This window comes from Undibacterium sp. KW1, from assembly GCF_009937955.1.
In the GTDB taxonomy this organism is placed as follows: domain Bacteria; phylum Pseudomonadota; class Gammaproteobacteria; order Burkholderiales; family Burkholderiaceae_D; genus Undibacterium.
On record NZ_AP018439.1, the window covers coordinates 2,806,882 to 2,829,084 of the forward strand.

The 22,203-nt window shown below is 47.0% G+C and carries 20 protein-coding genes and 1 pseudogene; 8 read left to right on the plus strand and 13 right to left on the minus strand.

Annotated features, from left to right (window positions below; genetic code table 11):
• Window positions 1-119: 119 nt before the first annotated feature.
• Window positions 120-1,484 (plus strand): PepSY domain-containing protein, encoded by a 1,365-nt coding sequence (locus tag UNDKW_RS12680; RefSeq protein ID WP_162058976.1) that lies wholly within the window; start codon window positions 120-122, stop codon window positions 1,482-1,484.
• 47 nt (window positions 1,485-1,531) lie between these two features.
• On the opposite strand, the gene UNDKW_RS12685 is transcribed toward UNDKW_RS12680, so the two are convergent.
• Complete coding sequence (locus UNDKW_RS12685; protein ID WP_162058977.1) at window positions 1,532-1,756, minus strand: hypothetical protein; 225 nt, start codon at window positions 1,754-1,756, stop codon at window positions 1,532-1,534.
• 615 nt (window positions 1,757-2,371) lie between these two features.
• Between UNDKW_RS12685 and tnpA (UNDKW_RS12690) the strand changes: the two genes are divergently transcribed.
• Window positions 2,372-2,800 (plus strand): IS200/IS605 family transposase, encoded by a 429-nt coding sequence (gene tnpA, locus UNDKW_RS12690; protein WP_162058978.1) that lies wholly within the window; start codon window positions 2,372-2,374, stop codon window positions 2,798-2,800.
• 349 nt (window positions 2,801-3,149) lie between these two features.
• Here the strand turns inward: tnpA (UNDKW_RS12690) and UNDKW_RS12695 are convergent, their stop codons facing one another.
• From UNDKW_RS12695 to UNDKW_RS12705, 3 genes are read right to left on the minus strand one after another with little or no spacing between them, the layout of a single operon-like run.
• Window positions 3,150-3,509: a hypothetical protein gene (locus tag UNDKW_RS12695; protein ID WP_162058979.1), complete on the minus strand. Its 360-nt coding sequence runs from the start codon at window positions 3,507-3,509 to the stop codon at window positions 3,150-3,152.
• Window positions 3,510-3,552: 43 nt separating this feature from the next.
• Window positions 3,553-3,765: a hypothetical protein gene (locus UNDKW_RS12700; RefSeq protein WP_162058980.1), complete on the minus strand. Its 213-nt coding sequence runs from the start codon at window positions 3,763-3,765 to the stop codon at window positions 3,553-3,555.
• Between the two features lie 12 nt (window positions 3,766-3,777).
• A complete protein-coding gene (locus UNDKW_RS12705; protein ID WP_162058981.1) occupies window positions 3,778-4,824 on the minus strand; it encodes a DNA-binding protein in 1,047 nt (348 codons plus the stop codon).
• A 369-nt stretch (window positions 4,825-5,193) separates the two neighbouring features.
• Between UNDKW_RS12705 and UNDKW_RS30420 the strand changes: the two genes are divergently transcribed.
• From UNDKW_RS30420 to UNDKW_RS30100, 3 genes are read left to right on the plus strand one after another with little or no spacing between them, the layout of a single operon-like run.
• Complete coding sequence (locus tag UNDKW_RS30420) at window positions 5,194-5,742, plus strand: hypothetical protein (protein WP_232063361.1); 549 nt, start codon at window positions 5,194-5,196, stop codon at window positions 5,740-5,742.
• Window positions 5,730-6,011, plus strand: a complete 282-nt coding sequence (locus tag UNDKW_RS30425; protein ID WP_232063362.1) for a tyrosine-type recombinase/integrase — start codon at window positions 5,730-5,732, stop codon at window positions 6,009-6,011. Before UNDKW_RS30420 ends, UNDKW_RS30425 begins: the two co-directional genes overlap by 13 nt.
• Window positions 6,012-6,051: 40 nt before the next feature.
• The gene (locus tag UNDKW_RS30100) at window positions 6,052-6,642 is read left to right on the plus strand and encodes a DUF2726 domain-containing protein (protein ID WP_197893144.1); all 591 of its coding nucleotides are present in this window, start codon (window positions 6,052-6,054) and stop codon (window positions 6,640-6,642) included.
• A gap of 28 nt (window positions 6,643-6,670) precedes the next feature.
• Here UNDKW_RS30100 and UNDKW_RS12720 read toward each other — a convergent pair whose 3' ends face one another.
• The 3 genes and pseudogenes from UNDKW_RS12720 to tnpA (UNDKW_RS12730) all read right to left on the minus strand — a co-directional run bounded on the left by UNDKW_RS12720 (window position 6,671) and on the right by tnpA (UNDKW_RS12730) (window position 8,580).
• Window positions 6,671-7,153, minus strand: a complete 483-nt coding sequence (locus tag UNDKW_RS12720; protein ID WP_162058982.1) for a Fur family transcriptional regulator — start codon at window positions 7,151-7,153, stop codon at window positions 6,671-6,673.
• A gap of 309 nt (window positions 7,154-7,462) precedes the next feature.
• A pseudogene (locus UNDKW_RS12725) lies at window positions 7,463-8,059 on the minus strand (glycoside hydrolase family 47 protein); the annotation flags it as partial.
• A gap of 89 nt (window positions 8,060-8,148) precedes the next feature.
• Window positions 8,149-8,580 carry an IS200/IS605 family transposase gene (tnpA, locus tag UNDKW_RS12730; protein WP_162058984.1) on the minus strand — a complete coding sequence of 144 codons (432 nt, stop codon included), beginning with the start codon at window positions 8,578-8,580 and terminating at the stop codon, window positions 8,149-8,151.
• Window positions 8,581-9,397: 817 nt separating this feature from the next.
• On the opposite strand from tnpA (UNDKW_RS12730), the gene UNDKW_RS12735 reads away from it, so the two are divergent.
• The 3 genes from UNDKW_RS12735 (at window position 9,398) to UNDKW_RS12745 (ending at window position 13,221) form a co-directional block, all read left to right on the plus strand.
• Window positions 9,398-10,600: a hypothetical protein gene (locus tag UNDKW_RS12735; RefSeq protein ID WP_162058985.1), complete on the plus strand. Its 1,203-nt coding sequence runs from the start codon at window positions 9,398-9,400 to the stop codon at window positions 10,598-10,600.
• A 422-nt stretch (window positions 10,601-11,022) separates the two neighbouring features.
• On the plus strand, window positions 11,023-12,768 hold the full coding sequence (locus UNDKW_RS12740) for an AAA family ATPase (protein ID WP_232063363.1): 1,746 nt from the start codon (window positions 11,023-11,025) through the stop codon (window positions 12,766-12,768).
• A 63-nt stretch (window positions 12,769-12,831) separates the two neighbouring features.
• On the plus strand, window positions 12,832-13,221 hold the full coding sequence (locus tag UNDKW_RS12745) for a nuclear transport factor 2 family protein (protein WP_162058987.1): 390 nt from the start codon (window positions 12,832-12,834) through the stop codon (window positions 13,219-13,221).
• Window positions 13,222-13,287: 66 nt separating this feature from the next.
• Here UNDKW_RS12745 and UNDKW_RS12750 read toward each other — a convergent pair whose 3' ends face one another.
• From UNDKW_RS12750 to UNDKW_RS12775, 6 genes are all read right to left on the minus strand, one after another.
• Window positions 13,288-15,450 (minus strand): S46 family peptidase, encoded by a 2,163-nt coding sequence (locus tag UNDKW_RS12750; protein ID WP_162058988.1) that lies wholly within the window; start codon window positions 15,448-15,450, stop codon window positions 13,288-13,290.
• Between the two features lie 266 nt (window positions 15,451-15,716).
• The gene (locus tag UNDKW_RS12755; protein ID WP_232063420.1) at window positions 15,717-18,182 is read right to left on the minus strand and encodes a response regulator; all 2,466 of its coding nucleotides are present in this window, start codon (window positions 18,180-18,182) and stop codon (window positions 15,717-15,719) included.
• Window positions 18,183-18,248: 66 nt separating this feature from the next.
• A complete protein-coding gene (locus UNDKW_RS12760; protein WP_232063364.1) occupies window positions 18,249-19,208 on the minus strand; it encodes an ABC transporter substrate-binding protein in 960 nt (319 codons plus the stop codon).
• A gap of 232 nt (window positions 19,209-19,440) precedes the next feature.
• Window positions 19,441-20,256, minus strand: a complete 816-nt coding sequence (locus tag UNDKW_RS12765) for an arginase family protein (protein WP_162058991.1) — start codon at window positions 20,254-20,256, stop codon at window positions 19,441-19,443.
• Entirely contained in the window at window positions 20,253-21,491 is a 1,239-nt protein-coding gene (locus UNDKW_RS12770) for a sulfotransferase (protein WP_162058992.1), read from the minus strand. The genes UNDKW_RS12765 and UNDKW_RS12770 overlap by 4 nt, the downstream gene beginning before the upstream one ends.
• Window positions 21,488-22,186 (minus strand): methyltransferase, encoded by a 699-nt coding sequence (locus UNDKW_RS12775; protein ID WP_162058993.1) that lies wholly within the window; start codon window positions 22,184-22,186, stop codon window positions 21,488-21,490. The genes UNDKW_RS12770 and UNDKW_RS12775 overlap by 4 nt, the downstream gene beginning before the upstream one ends.
• Between the last annotated feature and the right edge of the window lie 17 nt (window positions 22,187-22,203).

Sequence of the window (22,203 nt, forward strand, 5' to 3'; positions counted from 1 at the left end):
ATTGAGATTACCTGATTGAGGAGAGTGCTTCCTGACCTTCACTCAATCAGTCTCATGTATTTTAATATCGCCAAAATTAGCACTACTATTGGTCGACAGCCACTTTAAATGAATCAAGCATGAAAGCACTTTCCCATACAGTACGACCAATTGATTTTTATCGAGCAGTATGGAGGTGGCACTTTTATGCTGGCATATTGGTTTTGCCATTTTTATTTATTCTGGCAGTGACTGGTGCAATCTATTTGTTCCATACGGAAATCGACAATTTTATTTACCGAGATATAAAAACCGTCCAAATCATTTCCAAGCCCGCACTGTCGCATGAAGCAGTGGTACAGGTCGCGCTAGCTGTCCATCCTGGCATTGCACTTCGTTATGTTCCTCCATCCAGTAATCTTAATTCTGTTGAGGTTGATATCAAATCTAGCAACGGTAACGTCATGGCAGTTTTCGTCGATCCGTTTCGCGGAACTGTTTTGGGTGCGATGCCGAACAAAGGTGGTTTTTCAGGAACAATAAGACGATTGCACAGCCTGGCGTATTTTGGTCCCGTTGCAAACGCGCTTATTGAGGTCGCTGCTGGTTGGAGTATTTTGCTGGTTTTTAGCGGTATATATTTGTGGTGGCCACGTCAAAAAACAGGATCATTAGACGGCGTATTGAGAGTCCGAGGCAAGCCAAGAGAACGCATGTTTTGGCGTGATATCCACGCAGTAACCGGTATTGTCGCGGGATTTTTCATTGTGTTTCTCGCCGCTACCGGTATGCCTTGGTCCATAGTTTGGGGTGACAAGGTGAACCAATGGGCTAACGGCAGTAATTTTGGATATCCAGCTGGTGTGCGTGTAAGTGTTCCGATGTCGGATGAGCATTTAAATCATGTTGCACCGGTCACCTGGTCATTGGAGCAAGCTAAAATTCCGGAGTCACATGCGCACACCGATGCTACTCCGGGAACTACTATGTCGCCCTTTAGTCTGGAAAAAGCAGTGTCTATATTTGATGGCTTGGGCATGGCCAAGACTTATGGAATCAGTTTGCCTAATAAACCAGGTGGTGTATTTACTGGCTCGGTGTATCCAAATGATCTTGCTCAGCAACGAGTTGTACACTTGGATCAGTTTTCTGGACGAGTCTTACTTGACATGGGCTACGCTGATTATGGCCCGCTCGGAAAGGGGCTTGAATGGGGTATCAATGTCCACTTGGGACAGGAGTTCGGACTTGCCAATCAATTGGTGATGCTAGTCGCCTGTTTTGCAATTATATTGTTGTGTGTGTCTGCCGTGATCATTTGGTGGAAACGGCGCCCCAATAGAACCTTGGGTATTCCAACATTGCCAGAAAATTCTCGATCGCTTCAAATAGTTTTCGGTTTGCTCTTTATTGGTGGTGTTATTTTTCCCTTAGTTGGGATTTCTATGCTTATCATGCTCATACTGGATTACATATTTGTGATTCGGCACGGAAAGAGCAACTGACTGGCCTCTGATTACATTGGAATAAATATTAGTGAGCGTTAATGCGCTCACTTTACGTAAATCATGACAACCGTTATTTGATTTCGAATGACTGCCTTGATCGTTGAATCCAATTCTGCAAGCCTGGTAGCGCGATCTCGCATGAAGTCATGAATCTGACTGGCGCGGGTGCGCGGACTATTTAATGCCTGCACTCTCTCACTATTTTCATTTTGGTAGTCATCCCAATCGCCGCGGATTATGTCCCAAACACGGTCGAAATAGGGAGACATCGCTTTCCCCTCTGGCCCAGTTGGCAACCAGGGCACTTTTGGATTACGGTGGTACATAATGCCGGGGCTATATCGGAGCGTCGAAGCAAAGGATATTAGGTGAAAAAAATAAACGGCTCTTCTATAACAGAATCAAATTTTGCATAAAAGTACGATTACCTTGAGGGTAGGGGGCGCAGCTAACGCCTACGCAACTTCGTTCCGAATACCTAAATTTACCGATTTTCTGATTTGTGCTTACGACACTTGCAAATGTTGTAGGCATCGAAGTAGTGCATGCATGTCACCCTTTGGGTGTTCTTTTTGGGAGAATTTCATCGTCACTAACATAACGTAGTGTGGTGAGAATAGACGAATGTCTGGCATTTGCTTTTACATTCACTAGGCCGACGCCTGCTTTGATTTGATTTGATGAGTAATCGATGTATGTCGCAACCAATATGATGAAGCTGCCCTAAGTTGGGCGATTATATCAAATTTATTAACACTTTAAAAACCACGTCCTATGGACGTGGTCATCGCCTAACTGGCTTTGCCTGTTAGAGCGAAAGGAGCCTGCTCAAAGAAGTATCTTTCGTGATGTTGTCCCCACAACAATCAAGAAAGGAAACGAAAATGAGCAGGTTTAAAAGAGCATCGCACGTAATATGGCATTGTCAATACCATTTGGTCTGGGTGCCCAAATATCGATACCGAATATTAAGAGGTCCAATTGGACGAGAAGTGCAAAAATGTTTGATGACCTATAGTCAGCAATTAGGTTGTGAGATAGTGGAACTGAACGTGCAAGTTGATCATGTGCATCTATTGGTGAAAGTGCCGCCAAAGTTATCGATATCGGAATTGATGGGTGTCCTGAAAGGGCGTACGGCAATAAGGTTGTTTAACGTATTTCCTCAAATGAGAAAGAAGCCCTATTGGGGGAATCATTTCTGGGCAAAAGGATATTGCGTAGACCCGGTAGGGCTGGATGTTGAAATGATCCGAAAGTACGTCAAATTCCAGGAGCAGGAAGAGGCACGACAGCAGCAACTACAACTTTAAGAAATAGATAGCGAGCCTTCTCAGAGGGCTCGCACGTGTGCTCCCCTCTGGGGAGCAAAAAGCAAAACCACGTTCTAAGAACGTGGTTCATTTACTTGCATATATCTGCCATTTTCGCCGCTCCACCCATTGCCGTTTTGATGATTCGGTATATCGAATCGCCGTCTAACCCCTTACCAGAAGGGTCACTTATTTTGAATAACGGCGGAATTTTTCCCCGGGGGTACGGAAGGGGCGTTAGTCCGTAGGGGATACCAATAAACCTCCGGCTTTGCCGGAGGTAACTTAATTTTTATACAAAGCTGCAAAACGTGTTTGTACCAAATGTAGTTCCAAAATTGTGCAATATTTAGTTCCGCTGACTCATTTGCAGCCTTCTTAAAAACCTTACAAATTTCGCATAATTTATATTATGTAAAATAGCCTCCAGAATGAAGGCATGGATTTTGTCAAAAAATAGATCGGCAATAAGGACAATCTTTACCCCGTTGTAGGCATTGCGTCCGTCATAGCTGAACTCTTGCTGGAACGCCTTTATTATTGCAGATAACAGATACTTGATTTCGAACAGCATCGAACCGGACTCGAGATCTCCGACCAGCAGCGTGTCGCCCACAAAAAAGAACACACGCCCGTGGTCAAAAGCCACTCCCCCAAGCACGGTGGGATCATCGCGGAACACATAACGCTCTCCCGGCACGTCGAACACGTAGCGCTCCTCGTCGACGGCATAGACGGCAATGCGCCCAGAGTTACGCAGCCCTGCAAGGTCGCCTTAGTGGCCAGTGGATCGAAAAGTCATCGGTAAGGTTGAAAGTAATGTCTTTTGCGCCATCAAACTTGGATTTGACCCCGGGTTTCCAGTCTATCTTCTCCTTGTACATCTTGATCACGTCATCCTTGTAGTTAAGTATGCTCACATCTTCGCGAAAGCCAAGACCATCCATTGTAAATGCGGCATCCAAGCTGCGTCTGCTTTACTTGCCTGTTTGTGGCTCTTTGTTCCCAGGTATCATTCTTTCGCGTATCAAGTTTTTTAGCTCCGCCATCATTGCCTCTTGCGCATTGATCTTGGCTTTCGCGGCATTCAGCTCCAATTCTATCTGACGCTGTTGCTGCTGATGCTCGCTTTCTCTAGAAGAAAAGCCTATCATGCGCGCTTTTAGTTCTTCGATTAAAACGTCCTTCTCATTCAGTTGTGGTTCCAGCAATTTGGCGCGTTGTTCGATCACGCGTAATGCTTCTACCTGGCTATTGAGTTTGCGGTAATTGGTTTGCTCTTCATAGATGGTTTTTTGTGCTTGCGCTATTTCTGCCACCCAGCGGGCACCGTCCTGGTTGAGTCGCGTTATTTCATTTTGTTTATTGATCAGGTTTTGCTGCAATTGACGTTGCTCTGCCTGCAGTTGCTGCACTTGTTGCTCATGGCGCCGGACATCCTGATCACGTTGCTCTTTCACGGATGCACGATAGTGTTCAAGCGCATCGCGGGCGTGCTGGTGTTTTTCTTCCAGTGATTGCCGGTGAATCTCATTTTCTGCCAGACGCTCCCGCAGATCAATGACTTGCTGGGCCAGAGTGTGGTGGGCCATGGACTCGGTTTGCAGGGCTTCCCTGGTTTGCTCGTGCGATGCTATTTCTTGCTTGATGGCGGCAATTGTCAGGTCGAGTTTTTCTTTTGTCTGCGCATTGCTGGCTTTGAGCTCGGCAATTTCTACTGCATGAAGACGGTCCCTTTCATTGCATTGAGCTGCCATTTCAGCAATGCGATTATCTGCTTCAGCTTCCAGTTGAGTGGCCAACTGTGCCACCAGGTTTTGCAGGGCTTCACTAACGGGCGCTTTGCTGCGTGAATTGCCGCCACCCTCCGCCTCCAGCTCTTTGAGGTATTTGTGAATTGTCGTCTTGGAGCCGGTGTTGCCAAGGACAATTCTTACCGCATCGACTGACGAATGGCGACCCTGCGCTATCAGAGTATTACGCGCTTTTTCGACTTCTGACTTGTATAACCCAGCTCTTGCCATGACTTTTCCCATGAAATATCATAATGTATTACGTACCACGTAATTACATACTAAAATATTACTTTAACTTATAGATAAAATCTACTAAATTAGCGCCGGATAAATTAATATTATCCTGTGTTAAGCTGAAAATCCGTTAAAATTCGCCCCACAACCACTGCACATCCAATTTGGACGGACTATGGCGAAAACGGCATCGGCAGGCTCATGAGCAAAATCGATCATTATTTACACGCTGGCACACGTGACAATACCCGCACCGCTTATCAGGCAGCGGTCAGGCATTACGAAATCGAATGGGGTGGCTTTTTGCCCGCGACAAGCGAAAATATCGCTCAATACCTGGTTGATCATGCAGAATCGCTGGCAATGAATACCTTGCGTCAGCGGCTTGCTGCATTGGCGCAGTGGCATATAGATCAGGGCTTTGCTGATCCAACCAAAGCACCTCTCATTAAAAAAATACTTCGCGGCATACAACGAGAGCATCCTGCCCAGGAAAAACAAGCCAAACCATTTCAGCTTGAGCAGCTTGCTCTGGTTGATCGTTGGCTGGAGAATTCAATCGCCGCTGCAAACGCATCTGGCGACCGTACTGCAGAATTAAGGCACACCAGAAACCGTGCTTTATTGCTGCTTGGGTTTTGGAGAGGTTTTCGTGGCGATGAACTAACGCGGCTGCAGATTGAATACATAGAAATCGTCCCAGGCCAAGGTATGCGTTTGTTCTTGCCGCATACAAAAAGTGATCGCCAAAATAAGGGGAGCACTTTTAAAGCACCTGCGCTAAAGCAGCTTTGCCCTGTTGCCGCTTACACGGCCTGGAAGGAATTAACGGGGCTTGCATCAGGGCCAGTATTCAGGTCTATCAATCGCTGGGGCGTATTGGGGATGATGGGTTGCATATGGATAGCCTGATCCCCCTGCTCCGCACCATCTTCAAAGATGCGGGCGTAATTAATGCAGATGATTACTCGGCTCACTCGCTCAGGCGTGGATTTGCTAATTGGGCGAGCAGCAATGGCTGGGATTTAAAAACGCTAATGGAGTATGTGGGCTGGAAAAGCGTACAAAGCGCGATGCGCTATGTAGATGCAGTTGATCCATTCTCGCAACATAGAATCGAATCAAGCTTGTCACTACAAGGCAACGCATCAAATCCAAAATCACGCATTACAACAAGTTAATTGTTTATAATTAAACATTGCCAAATATTTAATTCACATTATGCCGGGCACAATCAAACAAATCCTGGAAGCACTTCCCTTGTCAATTTTCAACGCAGTGATGATCTTGATCATCGGACTGCTATTTGTGGCGATGGCCGTTACTTACTGGCAAATACTTAAACAAAGAAAATATCCAGACAAGTACAGAACTGCAGAAGTTTTTGCGTCATTGCGCGCTGTTGGGATATCAACACGGAAAAGGCCGGTGCTCTCTATGCGGGAGCAGCCTATGTATGGGCAACTGGTAAAAGCCTTCCCTGACTACGTGGTGTTGGCGCAGGTGTCGTTCAGTGCTTTGCTTGAAACGAATGATCAGGCGGTCAGGAATAGATACTGCAGAAAATATGCAGATTTCGTCATCTGCACCAAGGCATTTGGGGCAATTGCCATCGTCGAATATGACGACTCCAGCCACAATGGACGGGAAAAAGAAGATGCAGTACGAGAATTTTTTTTGCTAGCCGCTGGATACCCTGTTTTCAGATACAGGAATATCCCTGATCTGCAAAAATTAAGGCAGGATATTACGCCGGAAGCTTTGAAATTTACTAGCCCCATGTTGCTGGCATCTCTGGCAGAACAGACATAGCAAATGCAGATGTCATTTTGGATTTACGCTATTTATGCCCGGCACTTTCCAGTTTTGTCGTTGCATTGACTCGTATCAATAGAGGTGATGACGATGTTTCCATACCATGCTGACGCGCCAGTTGATCTAATTTCCTTCGGAGTTCACTTTCATGGACAGTGATACTGCGCCCTGATTGCTCACAGACCAGGCATATTTCTTCGGCAGCGAAGCTTGCATCGGCTAATCGATATTTAGCTTTACCTTCCACATCAAAAGAGCGTTGCAAAAAATTGATCGACGTCAAATCGGCAAGTACGCGATAAATTGTTGTGATGCTACCTAGCCTGCCCTGCCTTAGCAGTTCCCTCAAAATATCTTCTGGATAATGATAGCCTTCGCCAATTTGTATAATTGCCGCCAGCATTCCTACGCGGCCAACAGTCGGGCGCAATCCTGCACGCTGTAACTGTTCGGCCAGACCCGGTATTTCTCCCGAATTCATCGAGTTGAGTCTAATTTTCTTTTCCATTTTTACCATTCAAACATGCCTGTAAGGAGTGCAATTGGCTAAGCGCGACCAGAATGGCATAAACAAATGCAACAAACAAATGATAATGATTCTCATTAATATTTGCAAGAGGCATGTTTATATTTTTATACTTTTATGCGCGTTTTTTACGTTCCACGCTTTGGTCCTGATATAAACCTTATGCTGACGATTAATTGAAAAGTATAAAATTGATGTGACGTCACAACTTAGTGAGGACGAGAGCAAGAATGAACTCATGAAATCACTAAGCGTTTTATACTTTTACAAATTTACATTTCAGAGAAAAATTTACTTTATCTGTAAAGGGTGTGCCTCAGTATTAAAAGTAATTTTATCGAAACCCAGGGCAGATTTTGGCGCAAACAAAAGGTAATAATATTTGAAGGTTTCAGCAAACAAGAAGCTTTCCATCGAATCGTCTTTTTCTTTGCTTCGCACATCTTTCAAGGCTGCATAACCAGACTCGCTGCGGCAATATTTCACGAAGTCTTCAAAAAATTCCTTACCCATGAGGCGGTATTTTGTGTCACCAGTAGTGCGATACAGGTAATATGCTGATTCAATAATTTCTGGCCGCAAATGATAATTGGCAGAAGTAACGGTCATAGTCTTATAGTCAAGCGACTCTGGCTCAATGCCATGTATTCGCCACATCTTCAAGCCAGAATCCTGTAATCGCTTGGCGCGTTCTACATCCCCACTCAACACCAATAGCGCGGGCATGAACGCATCAAGTGCGCCATAACGGCTTGCAGTGCGTGCCCCACTTTGCATGTTTGCACGCCCGTACCAGTATCCACTATCAACCTCATCTCCAAGATAGCGGTTAACGCTGTCTATACTGGTATCCCATATGGCCTTGCAATCTGCATCGCTAAACAAGCGCCAGCATTTAAGTTACCTCCGGCAAAGCCGGAGGTTTATTGCTGGGGCGCCTCAAAGGCGCTGGTAACCCTTGAGCCGCCTAAAGGCGGCTACAGTCCCAATTTCATTTGATCGTAACGTTCATCTTCTTGCTCCTGATTTCGGATGTATGCCCGAACCATTTCTTCATCCAGCCCCACTGTTGAGACAAAGTAGCCTCTTGCCCAAAATACTTCTCCTGTGAAATTTCTTTGCCTCCCACCAAAGTGTCTGGCTATCGAAATTGCACTCTTACCTTTCAGGAATCCCACAACATTCGACACTGAATACTTTGGAGGAACGCTCAAACACATATGAACATGGTCAATCATCAAATGACCTTCAACAACGCTGCATCCCCTTTGCTTCGCCAACTCTCGAAATATTTCTCCAAGATGCTTTCGCAATGCCCCATAGTTCAACTTCTTTCGGTATTTCGGGATGAACACTATATGGTATTTGCAATCCCACCTCGTATGACTCAAACTTTGATACTCTTTCATCTTGAAACTCCTTCTTTTGGTAGAGATAGAAGTTTCAAACCGACCGCCGTATAGGTCAAACCTTGAGGAGTCCCCCGGCAGAGCCGGGGGACTACCTTATTTATTGTCCACGTAGTCGCTTAAATCAATGGTAGCGCTACCAATCATGAGATTAATGGTAACGCTACCTTTGAGGGCGTGTCAACTACTTTTCCGTTATTGCGAAATTAGCAGTTAAGCCGCAGTTAAGTAACAGTGCTTGGTAAAGCATTACGCCGGGCCAATCCGACTAGTTTTAGTCTGTCAATTTGATATGAATTGCACTTATAATGCCAAATATACAATGTCATTCGTTGCCGCAAACAGGGAAGGCAGGCGATAAATAGAAACCTGACGGGCATGCATTACTAATCAAACACCCTATCGAAGTACGACAACCGTATTGCATCAAAAAAATAAAATAACCGCTTTCATATGAATGAACTCATCAAAATCACTGACCATCTGATTGCTCTATTTGCAATCTACAAAGACGAAATTTTAGTCCTCAGCCTGACATTAAACATGTGTATGTTATTGATACTGTTAATGCAGGGAACGAGAAAACATAGGCAGACACATCAAGATAAAGCCAAAGCTGCAATCTACAATCCCAAACCATTCCGCAAAAACCGAAGGCCCGGCTGACAGTATGTCAAGTTGATACGGCGACCGGCTGACAGCATCAATATCTGCACCCACACCGCACGCTGATAAAATGGCGCTCGCAAACAGGCGCATATTTAATATTGCTCACCAAAATCAATAGCCTTATTTGGCTTATTAAGACAGGCTATTCATGTTTCCAGACACCTTCTCTCATCTGCTATCGCAATACATGCGCAGGATACGTGCCAGTGCGGCCGGTGTTGCCGCAGAAATTGGACTCAGCCGGGAGTCAGTCAATAACTGGAGGAATGGCACTTCGCTCCCCAGTGCCAGATCGCGCGACAGCTTGCATGCCTGTGCGCGTTATCTCAGACTGACAGAAACTGAAACCAATCTTTTTTTTGCTGCTGCGGGTCTTGCACCTGAATTCCCATTACAAAACGAAGAAATCAATGAAACACCGTTTGCGGAATTCATGGATCAATTGTTTGTGCGATTGGCTCAATCTACGCCCTACCCTATCACCCTGTTACTGTCACAAGCGCATTGGGGACAACCCCCGTTCCGTGAAAAATTACTGTCCCGAGCACGTGTACAGTACGGTGAAAAAGCGACACTTCATATACAGCCCCCTTACAGTATCAGTGCAGACAGCAGTGAATATTTTGCGGCTATAGGACGCCAATGTGGGTTTGAAAATGTCAGTTCAGATTATGAATTTGAAGCGGCACTGGAACAGAGACTGCAAGCAGGTGAACGCGTATTTTGCCTGGTGAGCCGGTTTGAACAAGGCACTCCAGTCTTGCGCGAAGCATTGGCAGGCATCTTGCGCAGTCTGAGCGAAATGCATGGCGGTCGCCTGCACCTTTTGTTATGCGGCGGAGAGGCGCTGGCCGACTTGAAATACCGCAGCGGCGATTTGTCGCTACTGAATATTGCCCAGGTCAGCCATTGGCCAGATGCGGGCACAGAAGACTTGCATATACTCGTCAAGCAAAGCTGGCCAGACCATGTCATTGCATCTTCCAGACTGACTGCACTGGCATCCATGTGTGGCGGCCATCCGGCGCTCTTTGAAGAAGGTATGCAATGGCTGGTTGATAATCAGGCTTCGATGGAAAACGATGCGGCAGCATTGCGCACATTTTTAACTCATAGTGCTCGCTTGTGGCAGACCTTTTTGCCGCTGACACGAAATCCAGCTTCTCTGCTGCGTCTGCGCAACTTGCTTGAGACTGATGATCTGGGACGGGCTCGTCCCTATCTTCAGGATGAAGATTTGCGCCGCCTTTTTTGGGGAAACCTGATACACGTCCGTGGGCAAGGTGATCAGGCCCGGCTTTGCTGGCGTTGCGACATTATCCGTGAAGCTGGCTTGATGGTGCTTGAATGATGCAGGGAAATTTTTTGTTGCGACTGCCAAAGAAAATGTTACGCACTATTTTCATTATCGTGCTGACATTATTGCTTGGAACTGCGCTGCTTGCACCAAAGCTGAATCCCTTTACCAGGGATGGTGTGCTTGCTGCTGAAAACGTTGGCCCTATCTGGAGTGATATAAACCAGTGGCGCCTTGCTTTGTCTGAGATGCGTAACATTAACGATGAATGGCCTTCTGACATTAAAAAGTTAGAACCACAAACAATTACACCATATCTCGTAGTGACCTCACCCCGGTCAAATATATTGCAGATCAATTTAATAAAATATGCCCAGTTAGGCTCCCTGTCGGGGACACAATTGATACTTGAGTTCATTCCATCAAATCACTCATGGAAATGCCGTGCCGGCACGCCTCCCGTGCCTGCCAAATTCATGCCAATGAATTGCGAAGGTGCCACTTCAGACACTGTAACTCTGAGCCAGCTAAAGACCTTGCCCCTGGTTTGCGTATTGATTTTCATAGTCGCTGGTATTTTTGCGCTTGTAAGACACCCTTTACTGGGGCCATCACAATTGCGCCCTGACCGCCTGCGAAGAACACCCTACCGTATCTTGCCCAAACTCGATCGTTTGCTGGGTATTACCGGCAGAAGACAGGCGACGTTGCAAGCTGCGGGCATCTCCACTGCCTCCTGGCAGCGCGCCGTTGCCTATGTCAATGAAGGTGCAAACAAACAGCAGGAATACCTGGCTACCCGGCTGTCAGTGCAAAGCAAAGTCAGTACAGGTTGGTCACTTCCTGGCCAGGTTTTTGAGTGGCAGTTTGCCAGCAATCTGCCCGTGTCGCTGGACAGATGTCTGGTGTTCATCCCCTATGTTGATGTCAACGATGAGGTACTGATAGGTGCGCTAATATCCGCGCAAATTGGTTCGGATGTGATGCTGATACTTGCCAGATCCGAGAGTGAAACAGAACATATTGCGCTGCAAGCTTACTGCGAAGATAAAGCCAATATGTTTGTGATGCTCGACGGCGCGAGTCAGACTGAGTGCATGCTTAGCAGACAACCTGCAACTGTACTATTGCGTCTTCTTGCTGAGCAATTACGTGTAACGCGCATATCGCCCTATCAGACCAGAGGGGCGGTTACCAGTGCGGGTGCATTTTTTGGGCGGGAAAAATTGCTGTCACGCGTCATCGGTCGCGATCCCTCCAATTACCTTGTCGTGGGTGGGCGCCAACTTGGCAAAAGCAGCCTCTTGAAAGCTGTCCAGCGTAGCCTGCAGGGGCATCCACACATAGTCTGTCATTACATTTCTTTGCGCGATCATCGTCTGGCTCCTCGCATGGCACTTCAGTTTGGCCTTGATGCAACAACGCCTATCGAAGATATTATTTCTCATTTGGAAGCCAACTTCTCAGGTAAACGATTATTCCTGTTGATCGACGAAGCTGATCTCTTTTTCCGTGATGAGTCCATCAATAATTACCCACAATTATCTGCCCTGCGCTCCTTGAGTGATGAAGGCCGTTGCTGGTTCATGCTGGCGGGTTTTTGGGACTTATATGCAACTGCGGTGCTTGATTATCAATCCCCACTGCGCAATTTTGGTGAGGTATTGACGATCGGTGGGCTGGAGCAAGATGCCTGTAAAGAATTGGTCACCGTACCTCTATCGCGCTTGCGCTTCGGGTTTTCCAGCAACCAGTTAGTCGATCAACTGGTGGAAGCCAGTGGCCAGCGCGCCAATTTGCTCGCCATTCTTTGTCAAGAATGCCTGGAAGCCTTGCAGCCAGGAGAGCGTGCCATAGAAGTCCGCCATGTCACGCACGCGCTAACTTCGCAAGCTGTGCAGGATGCTTTGGCTGGCTGGGGTAAATTAAGCAACGATGAAGCCTCTTGCCGCCTTGACCGCATCGTTGTCTATCACACGGCGCTCAAAGGCAAAACGAGTTTATCTGCACTTGCCGCCCTGCTTGCTTACAATGGTCTGACTGTAGAACCAGAACCCATGCGTCATGCTCTGTCCCGCCTGCAATTAGCGTATGTACTCAAGCGCGATGGATCCGAGTTTGTATTTGCTGTTCCTTTACTGATAAAACAATTCGAGCAAAGTGAGCTCATGCTTTTGCTTAGCCAGGAACTGTCATCAATGAAAACCGTAGATTTGGCCTGAGCAAACCTGGCGATTGCACAAAAAGTGATACATTTGTGAGGCATTAATCAAAAGTAGACATCAATGTCAGAGTACATTTCTGTTTTGCAAATCTATATGAGGGCGCTTGGTGATGCCGACTACGGCACCATCAAGAGCTTGTTTGCAGAAGATGGAAAGGTTCTTTCGCCGTTTCTTGGAGAAATGGCAGCTGGCCCTTTCTTTGACAGACTGGCAGAAGCGTCCAGCCGCAATGTGATTACCCCTATCGACATCTTTGTCAGCACAACAAAGAAACATCATGCAACAGCTTATTTCCAATATGACTGGACAGTTCGTGACGGGACTTTAATCACCTTCAAAGTCATGGACCTGTTTACGTTTGATGCTGATAGCAACAAGATAAAGTATCTGGATTTGATTTATGACACGCACTCTATCCGTTCCACTGCAGGCAATAAATACGAGCTTTAACATCATCAGATAAAAAAGCCCTGCAATGTGACTTGCAGGGCTTTTTACTTTGAGGCAGTTGCTTGATTACTCTGCGCCCATTTCCTTCAACAGACGATCAGCCTTATCTACATGCTTCATCTGCCATAACATATAACGCAGATCAACTTGTATGGAACGAGAGTTGGCCTTGTTGTAATCCCAGTCAGAAATAATGGAATCCAAAGTGCCGTCAAATGCCAGACCAATGAATTCGCCTTTGGCATTCAGAGCAGCGGAACCAGAATTACCGCCGGTGATATCCAAAGTCGCCAGATAGTTCACAGGAACTGTCTTCAGTTGCGGATCAACATATTTGCCGAAGTCTTTGGCCTTGATCGCAGCCAATTGTGCAGCTGGTGCATTAAATTCGCCAGTGCCGGTTGCTTTTGGCGGGATACCATTGACTGTCGTGAAGGCGCTCCATGCCAAGCCATCAGCAGTACCGTGATCACGCCCAGTCACTTTGCCGAAGGTAACGCGCAAGGTGCTGTTGGCATCTGGATATACTGCCTGCCCTTTGCTCTTCATGTAGGCGATTTTTGCCTTCATGTAATTGCCGTAGGCTTGCTGGATTTTGCCCATCAATTCTTCATCTTCAGCTTCACGCTTCAAACCACCTTCATACATCGCCACGGCTGCTTTGATAAAGCTGTCATTGCTGGCTTTGAAGTCTTCTGGTTTTGCAGTCAACCACGCGCTGCGTGCTGTCTTGTCACCCAGTTTGCTACCAGCATACAAGGTGTCAAGCAGGGATTTCAAATCAGCTTCAGACATGCCATCCTTGATACCCAATGCAGCATCGAAATTGGCATTACGGTCCGCCTTGGCTTGTGCGGCGTATTTGCTCAGGTTGTACAAGACCAGAGCCTTATCGACTTTTTCATCATAACTGCGTTCGACCGCATCTACTGACGCTTTGAAGCGAGGCAGGTCGCGTACCTGGAAGCCTGCTTTGCGTTCCGCATCCGCTTTTGTTGATTCATTCGACAAACGGTACAAAGTGCGCGCTGTAGACAAGAAGCGTGGAGAAGAACTGGCCAGATAAAAATCGCGCTTACCCAGAGCATCGCGCTCTGCGATCAATTTCTCTACCAGATCAATATCGCTGGCAAATTCTTTGGCGCGTGCAGGATTGCTGTTGATCCAGGCTTTCAGCTCTTCATGCTCTTTGGTTTTGCGTGCCAGGATATCGCTGCCTGCATAGCTGTCGAGCATACCCTGACGGTTTTTGTAGTAGTTGTTGATGCCTGCAACCTGACCGGCGTATTTGAGTTTCGCATCTGGATTGCTGCTGGTTTCTTTGGCGATGATGGCCAGCATGTCACCTGAACTCTTCACAAACGTCGGATAATTCCAGTCAAATGTGTAAGCGACTTCTGATGGCAGGCGATGACGGTTGGTGCGGCCTGGGTAACCCAGCACCATGATAAAGTCACCTTCCTTGAGATTGTCTTTGGCCAGTTTCAGGAAATGTTTTGGTACGTACGGTACATTGTCTTTGCTGTAGTCGGCAGATTTGCCGTCTTTACTGACATACGCGCGGTAAAAACCGTAGTCACCGGTGTGGCGCGGCCACATCCAGTTATCGGTATCGCCACCAAATTTGCCTACACCTTCAGGCGGTGCGTGAACCAGGCGTACGTCTTTGATTTCCAGTTGCTTGATAAGGTAATACTCAAGGCCACCATAGTAAGGATAGACATTGCAGCGATGACCGGCGTCTTTTTCGCATTCAGCGATGATGGCTTTGGAATTTTTTTCAATGGCATCGACACGTGCCTTGCCATTCAATTTGGCAGTATTTTTGTCGATGATCTTGTTACTGACATTGTTGACTTCTTTCGTCACGAAAATACGAGAGCCAGGAGAAGCAGGCAATTCTTCCTCAAGGCTATTTGCCAGAAAACCATTTGCCAGCAAGTTGCGCTCTGGCTTTGAATTGTGGGCAACACTGTTATAGACGCAGTGATGGTTGGTTGCGACTAAGCCCTGTGGGGATACAAAGGAAGCTGAGCAACCGCCGAGACTGACAATTGCTCCCATAGGAAACTCAGTCAATTTGGTCAATGTTGCAGGATCCAGTTTTAAACCGTCTGCCTTAAGTTGCTTGGCAACCTGTGGCAACTGCTGAGGCATCCACATGCCTTCATCTGCGCTAGCTATCTGGCATAGGCTCATGACCGCCAGCGTGGTAAGTGTTTTTTTCATCATATTGTTATAAAAAGATGTGAAAATTATGAGTAATTCCCTCTTGGTACCTTGGAGCAAGTCCAAGGCGCGACAGTTTAGTCTTAAAAACAGGGGAAAGTTCACTATTTTGTACGAACTTTGATGAATTACGTGGATTTTGGCAGTTGGAGGCTTAGAAACTGATATTAAATGTCAGTAAATTGCAATTCAGATATTTTTTTGTTTTCGCGAGCAAGCAGGCATTAAAAGCAAGTCATGACAGTATTGGCTTGAATATCAAAAGATCACAGTATCTTCCTCAACGCCTCACGCAACTCTGATAGTTTGGGGGGTTTACTCAGCACGCAATCCACATGCGAGGGTGAGTCACCGTCATCGACCAGGCGCTGTCCCCAACCTGTCAACATGATGATGGGAGTCGTGGGTGACACTTCCTTGATGGAGCTGGCCAACTTGCGGCCATCGATATATGGCATACCAAGATCGGTGATGACAACGGCAAAAGTATCCCCTCTTTCATGTGCCTCATTAAACGCATTTATCCCAGCCTGACCACCATCAGCCGAGAGTACGCTATGGCCGTCAATTTCCAATATGTCGCGCAAGGACTTTAAAACCATGGGATCATCATCAACCACCAGTATGCGCCTGTGCGTAGGCACAGATTCTGCAGCCGGTGTTCTGGCAATCGGACTGACCGTAGTGGGCACAAGAAAACTCATGCGCATGGTAGTACCCTTGCCAACTTCAGTCAGGATGTCGATATGGGCACTATGTCTTTCTATCATGCCATAGACCATGGCCAGGCCCAGCCCGGTTCCGCGCTCACCTTTGGTGGTAAAGAACGGTTCCAGACACCTGCGCCTGGTATCGTCAGACATGCCTACACCTGAATCGCTGACTTCGATGTGAACTTGTTTCAAGATGACTTCTTTAGTCGATTCCAGCAAATCCTGAACGACACTGGTGCGTAAAGTGAGTACCCCGCCCTCCGGCATGGCATCCACCGCATTGAAGATCAAATTAGTTAATGCTTCCCTTATTTCACCGTGCACACCCATGATATCCGGCAAATCTTGTGCAAGCTCGGTATGCACATTGATGACAATGCCGCGCTGCTGTGGCATGTCGCTCCATCTGGCACGGGTAAGGTCTATGACTTGTTGAACCAGGCTGTTTACATTGACAGCTGACAGAGATAATTGTGGCGCACGCTGGCGATAAAATTCCCTCATCCTGGCGACAGTTGCGGCAACATCATCTATTGCGCGCGAAATAACTTCCAGATAATTTCTGCCTTTAACACTCAGGTTTTTTTCTGTTTCGAGTAAGGATTCAGTATAAAGTGCAACAGGCGAGATTGCGTTGTTGATGTCGTGAGCTATACCGCTGGCCATTTGTCCCAGGGCCCGCAGACGTTCTTGTTGCATGATAGATTGTTGGGTCTGGCGCAAATCATCATAAGCTTGCTGTAGCGCGGTATAGAGTTGCGCCTGATTGGCAGCCAGGGCCACATGCTCGCTCAACTGTCTTAAAAACTCACATTCACCGCTATTAAAGCTATGAGCTTCACGTTTGGCGACGACCAGCACGCCAAACACGGTACTTTCTGCCCTCAGCGGTGCCATCACCAGGGCATTGAGTCCGCCAGCAGCCAGTCTTTGTGGAAAAGGAAAATCGACTATACTGATGTCCGCTTCATAGACCAGTTGACCACGCACACAGCGCGACAGGCCGTTCTCATCTATAGAGACCTGGGTATTCTGGGTCATGGATAATTGTTGCGCCAAAGACTCACTGTGCAAGCCAACGCTGGTGACCTGCAACTGGTTTTTACCTTGGTCATAAAGGCAAACGCAACTGAAATCCACAGGAAGATGGTCTTCGAGGCTACGGATGACAACCTGGAAGATACTCCGTAAATCTTGCCGCTCTCCTATCGAACGGGTAATCTGATGCAGTAAATTCAAGCGGGCAAGCTGTGCCTGTGCTTTTTTCTCGATTTGCTGACGCTCTATGATTTCTGCCTGCAAAGTTTCGTTAATATCAACCAGGGAATCACGAGAGACAGTGGTCAGTTTGAGTTTTTCTGTCATGCCATCAAATGCGCGTGCCAAATCCCCTATCTCGTCCTGGCTGTCAAACCGCAGGGAAAAATCGAGATTGCCTGCGCCGACAATCGCTGTGCCTTCACGCAGTTTTTCCAGAGGCCGGCTGACACTGCGCAGCGTAATATAGATAGTGACAGTCACGACCAATACCACTATGCCACCAAACAGAATCACCGCATTAAAGGCCCGCTGCTGGGCGTTCAGGGCACCGATTCGGCTTTGTTCAGACAAACTCAAGGCATCAGAAATCATGGCCTGGGTTTTATTGGTGATTTGCCCCAATAAACGGGACTCCAATTCCTCCAGTATCTCGGCCTTATCTTTTTCCTTCATCAGCTCTCGATGATTGCCGACCAATAGAGTAAAGAGTTGCGCTATATTTTCGTTACCATCTCTCAATTCGGCTATTGCCTCTTTATCCGCTGACTCGGTAAATTCTTCAGAGCCAGCCAGGCGCTTTCTCAAAGAAGTACTGCGCAATTGCCATTGAGACTTAGTGCGCTCGTCATGGCGCAAGGCATACTCCAACGTCAGATAGCGCAAAGAAGTTACTGCCTGCAATAACTCGCCAGCCGCTTCATTTTTGGCAATTTCCCGCTTCATTTGCAAAGTCGTGGACAACAAAATCACAACAATCATTGCCACGATGGCTAAAGATATTAATTCCGCAAATTTCAGTCGGGTCGAAATTTTCACTTTGGAATCTCAATGAATGATGGTCACTGCCGACGGCTTGACTTTTTCCATACCGTCCAAATATATATAGTCAAGGTAATTTGGCACTTCAGTTTTATTGGTCAGCTTGTTCTTGATTGCCCACCGGGCCTGATCTTCCAGTGCCAGCAATAATCCCTGATCGAGACCAATTTCAAAGCGATAGGTAGCCCATGCTGTTCTTTGTTCTTTGGTATTGGTTTTTTTACCTGCCTCATGCAATATCCGGGCGGCATCAGGCATTTCGTTACAGTAATTACTCCCCTGATCAAGAGCACGCAATACTTTCTTGATCGTTTCAGGCTCAGCAGAAATGTAACTGCGCATGCCAACGACGTTGTACAGGCTTTCATACACATCTTTGCCATAAAAAATCACACCGTTGTCACCAAGTCGCGTCATCATGGTATTCAGGAACGGCTCCCACGTAGCGACAGCGTCGACTTCACCACGCTCTATCGCATCAGCAAATTCTTCCGGCTTGTAATTGATCATGGTCACGTCTTTGACCGACAGTTTCTGGCGGTTCAAAAAAGCGCTGAGGGTGAAATGGCTCGATGAGCTAAGCGTGACGCCAACTCGCTTGCCTTTGAGGTCCGCAGGCTGCAGTATGCCCCGGTCACGGCGTCCGACTATGCCATGGTCTTTGTCAGTTTTAAAAATCGTGGCTATCGCCGCAACCGGTCTTTGGTCCAGCCCGGCAAACATGACTGGAATATCGGCTACGGTCCCGAGGTGTGCCTGCCCCTGAACGACAGCCTCCATAGCGGCTTTGCCACTGGAATGTGACTGTATGAGTACAACGATACCTTCTTTGGCGAAGTAACCCTTCTCACGGGCTGCTGTGATGGAACAGGTGCCTACATATTCAGTATTGGTAGCAATGATGACTTGTTCCAGCGGCACTTTGGACACTGGTGCGCGGATGAGCCAGACATAAATCAAACTCAAGAAAAGAATTGCACCAAGCATACAGGCAAGCCAGATGAGAACTGTCTTGTGAAAAAATTGCCCGAGCTTTATGCCTGCCATGCCGCTTCCCTCTTTTCCGCATTCACTTTACCAACTCATATAGCAATATCCAAAATAAGCGTGAGAGCCGAGCTGAACATTGCAGAGTGATATGAGTATGTGTTTTTAATTGCAACTTGCATCACGTCATGCAATGATGAAACATTGTTTTTTATTCTAGTTCTTCAAGTAAATTTAAGCAAGCAATAGCGGTTTTATTGTCCAGATCCTCTTCTTCATGCCATGCGGAAACAGACACTGCGACCAGCTTGAATTGACGCAATACAGAAAAAAGAGCGCTCATCTGAGCATGCGAGGGGCCTTGCCTGACGTGATATTTAAGAGCAGGTAATTTAGTCCTGTCATCAATCACATCGGTATCAAAATGCAGATATATGTTTTCATGCGGTGACAGGTGCTTGCTTATCTGATCGATGTTGCAAGTGAGTATCTTTGAACTTTCCAGTGACTCTTTTTCACCGGAATCGAGATCGCGGGCATCAGACAGAATGATTTGCTCCTCTGGATAAGGCTTGATACCAACTTCTTTTAAAAAAGTGCCAATGGCATTGCGTTCATTCCTGCGTCTGTCGCGCCGTCCAACCAGCATGGCCAGAGGCATCCCCCCCAGGTATTTGGTAAGCGTGGTTTCCCAGGTGTGAAAATCTCCGTGTGCATCCAGCCACAATATACGGTCTGGTTGCCTGCCCGCTTTTTGAAGTCCCGTCACTACAGCCAAAGTAGAAAAACAGTCGCCAGCTATACAGACTGCCCTGTCGCCGTCTTCAGTGATTTGCTGAACCCTGGTAGCCAGATTTGCATAAATCTGTCCCATTCTGCGCAATTTTTCATTCGCGTCAGCAATGGCGGTTTCTTTGAACTCAGGGATATTCATTATTTCCCAGGGATGTGCGCTGACGTCATTGACGCGGCCAAGACCGTCCCTTCTTTGCCCGGTCAGAAAGGGAATGAGTAAGTGTTTATTCATAGCCAGGTTTCCGGATTCATGGAATAAGCCAAGCTATCCATCATCATTTGCACATCCTTTCTTTTTCCCATGCGTAGCAAATCGGTTTCACGCTTGTGCCAGCGTCGGATTTTGGGTGCCTCAGTCGCCATCGTCACTGGAAAAACAGGTAAACTTCGCATTTCTGGCAAGCCCAGATAAGAAGTAATTTTCTGTATGATTCCAGCGGGGTCTGATAAAAATTCTTCAAATGAGACAGACAAAGAAGTAACCCGGCTATCAATGATGGCCTGGTGTGCAGACAACCATTGATTCAAACAGACTTCTTCCAGATTGGTATTCAAATATTCTTGCCAGTTCGGTGGTAAATCAAATTTCCACCAGCGCTTGCCAAAACTCACGGTATCGGAATATCCCCTGATTGATAAATTGAGTCCTATGCGTTCCAGATCATGTGAAAAAAAAGCAACGGGTGATAACCAGCCATCCATCAAGCCATTCACTGATTGCGCATAACCCCTGGTCAGATGCAGATACCGGATTCTGGCATTTGGAAACAACTGTTCATACATGCCTATCCTGTAAACATCGGGCGGAGTCTTGAATAGCAAGATTTTTTGCTCAACATCGTCGGGCTCTAACTGCCTTCGATGCTGTCTGGGGACTACAAATGGCGGTTCTTCCAGTTTGAAAGGTTCATTGAAACTATGGCTGGCTGCAGGATTTTTTTTCCCGTCGTAATAATCCAGCCGCCAGATTTCGCTCTTGAAAACGCGCGACAATACCAAATCTTGCAGCATGGCTTCACTCTGAATTTTCTTTTCTCCGGCCAAACGAAAAACTGCATCCAGATCATGTATGAGCTGTTCATGAGCTCGATCTTCAGAGAATAAGGCAGGGAATTGCAATAGCAGGCGCTTCCTCCATCTGTCCTTGAGAAATAGATAGTCAGACTCGCCTCCTGCAGGCAAAGTCATGTCATCAAAAATATTATCCAGCAGTACGCCCTGATTATCGATGGACTTGAGCGCGTCGCTGCCTGCATTAAAGGAAAAACCATTTCTCGTCAAAGCAAGAAATGGCTCCATTTCACCATCAAGTGAGGCGATTTCGGGATGCGATGACAGCACGCTTTTAAGCAGGCTGGAGCCTGATCTGGGAGATGTGAGGATAACAGCAACATTCTTGACGCGCGCGGCCAGATCCGTATGCGTCACCCGGCGCAAATCATTGACAGCGTCTATGACGTCCATCATTCACCCGGCTGCTTTGCGCGCCTCATGACAAAGGCATAGAATTTTTTTGTCTCTGCCTTGTCTGCCGCTGCACTCGCCAGTGTTCTGACAGTCAAACCGGCAGCTTTTGCCAATGCCTTGATCTCATCAGTGGCACCAAAATTGGATTGAGAAAAATAAATACGCCCTTCCGGCTTGAGATACTTCCCAACCTCCGCAAAAAATTGTGTATTCGTCTTGAAATCAGTATCCCATTGCGAGCTGGCGACTACGTCATGTGCGGGCTTGTTGCGAAATGGCAGGTTAGCAGTAATGACGTCAAACTGCTCTCCTTCCAGTGCCTGAAACAGGTTGGATTTTTTGACTCTCATGAGTTTGTCAAAACCATGCAGCTTTGCATTGTGTTTGGCACTTTTAATAGCGGCAGGATTAATATCGACAGCTGTCACCTTGCTGGCGCCACCGTAGCAGGCAAAAATAGCAATCACCCCGGAGCCCGTACCTACATCAAGCACGCTTTCACCCGGTTTGATTTTAAAACTCTTCACCAACGGCTGACTATCTGTGAATGGCCAGAAGGTTTCAGGAAAAACCAGGAATTCTTTCCCCAGGTATTTCACCACTTTTCCTTCAGGAGAGATGGTCTTGAATGCCTTTTGTCTGTTCTTTTGCCACCTGTCTATGTGTGCAAGGTTATTTGTTGATGTCTGCTCCATGGCCATCCTTTCTGATG

Coding starts and splice junctions, on each gene's coding strand:
- UNDKW_RS12680 (WP_162058976.1), top strand. CDS start 120: ATGAAAGCACTTTCCCATACAGTACGACCAATTGATTTTTATCGAGCA.
- UNDKW_RS12685 (WP_162058977.1), bottom strand. CDS start 1,756: ATGTCTCCCTATTTCGACCGTGTTTGGGACATAATCCGCGGCGATTGG.
- tnpA (WP_162058978.1), top strand. CDS start 2,372: ATGAGCAGGTTTAAAAGAGCATCGCACGTAATATGGCATTGTCAATAC.
- UNDKW_RS12705 (WP_162058981.1), bottom strand. CDS start 4,824: ATGGCAAGAGCTGGGTTATACAAGTCAGAAGTCGAAAAAGCGCGTAAT.
- UNDKW_RS30420 (WP_232063361.1), top strand. CDS start 5,194: ATGAATACCTTGCGTCAGCGGCTTGCTGCATTGGCGCAGTGGCATATA.
- UNDKW_RS30425 (WP_232063362.1), top strand. CDS start 5,730: ATGGATAGCCTGATCCCCCTGCTCCGCACCATCTTCAAAGATGCGGGC.
- UNDKW_RS30100 (WP_197893144.1), top strand. CDS start 6,052: ATGCCGGGCACAATCAAACAAATCCTGGAAGCACTTCCCTTGTCAATT.
- UNDKW_RS12720 (WP_162058982.1), bottom strand. CDS start 7,153: ATGGAAAAGAAAATTAGACTCAACTCGATGAATTCGGGAGAAATACCG.
- tnpA (WP_162058984.1), bottom strand. CDS start 8,580: ATGAAAGAGTATCAAAGTTTGAGTCATACGAGGTGGGATTGCAAATAC.
- UNDKW_RS12735 (WP_162058985.1), top strand. CDS start 9,398: ATGTTTCCAGACACCTTCTCTCATCTGCTATCGCAATACATGCGCAGG.
- UNDKW_RS12740 (WP_232063363.1), top strand. CDS start 11,023: ATGCCAATGAATTGCGAAGGTGCCACTTCAGACACTGTAACTCTGAGC.
- UNDKW_RS12745 (WP_162058987.1), top strand. CDS start 12,832: ATGTCAGAGTACATTTCTGTTTTGCAAATCTATATGAGGGCGCTTGGT.
- UNDKW_RS12750 (WP_162058988.1), bottom strand. CDS start 15,450: ATGAAAAAAACACTTACCACGCTGGCGGTCATGAGCCTATGCCAGATA.
- UNDKW_RS12755 (WP_232063420.1), bottom strand. CDS start 18,182: ATGATTGTTGTGATTTTGTTGTCCACGACTTTGCAAATGAAGCGGGAA.
- UNDKW_RS12765 (WP_162058991.1), bottom strand. CDS start 20,256: ATGAATAAACACTTACTCATTCCCTTTCTGACCGGGCAAAGAAGGGAC.
- UNDKW_RS12770 (WP_162058992.1), bottom strand. CDS start 21,491: ATGATGGACGTCATAGACGCTGTCAATGATTTGCGCCGGGTGACGCAT.
- UNDKW_RS12775 (WP_162058993.1), bottom strand. CDS start 22,186: ATGGAGCAGACATCAACAAATAACCTTGCACACATAGACAGGTGGCAA.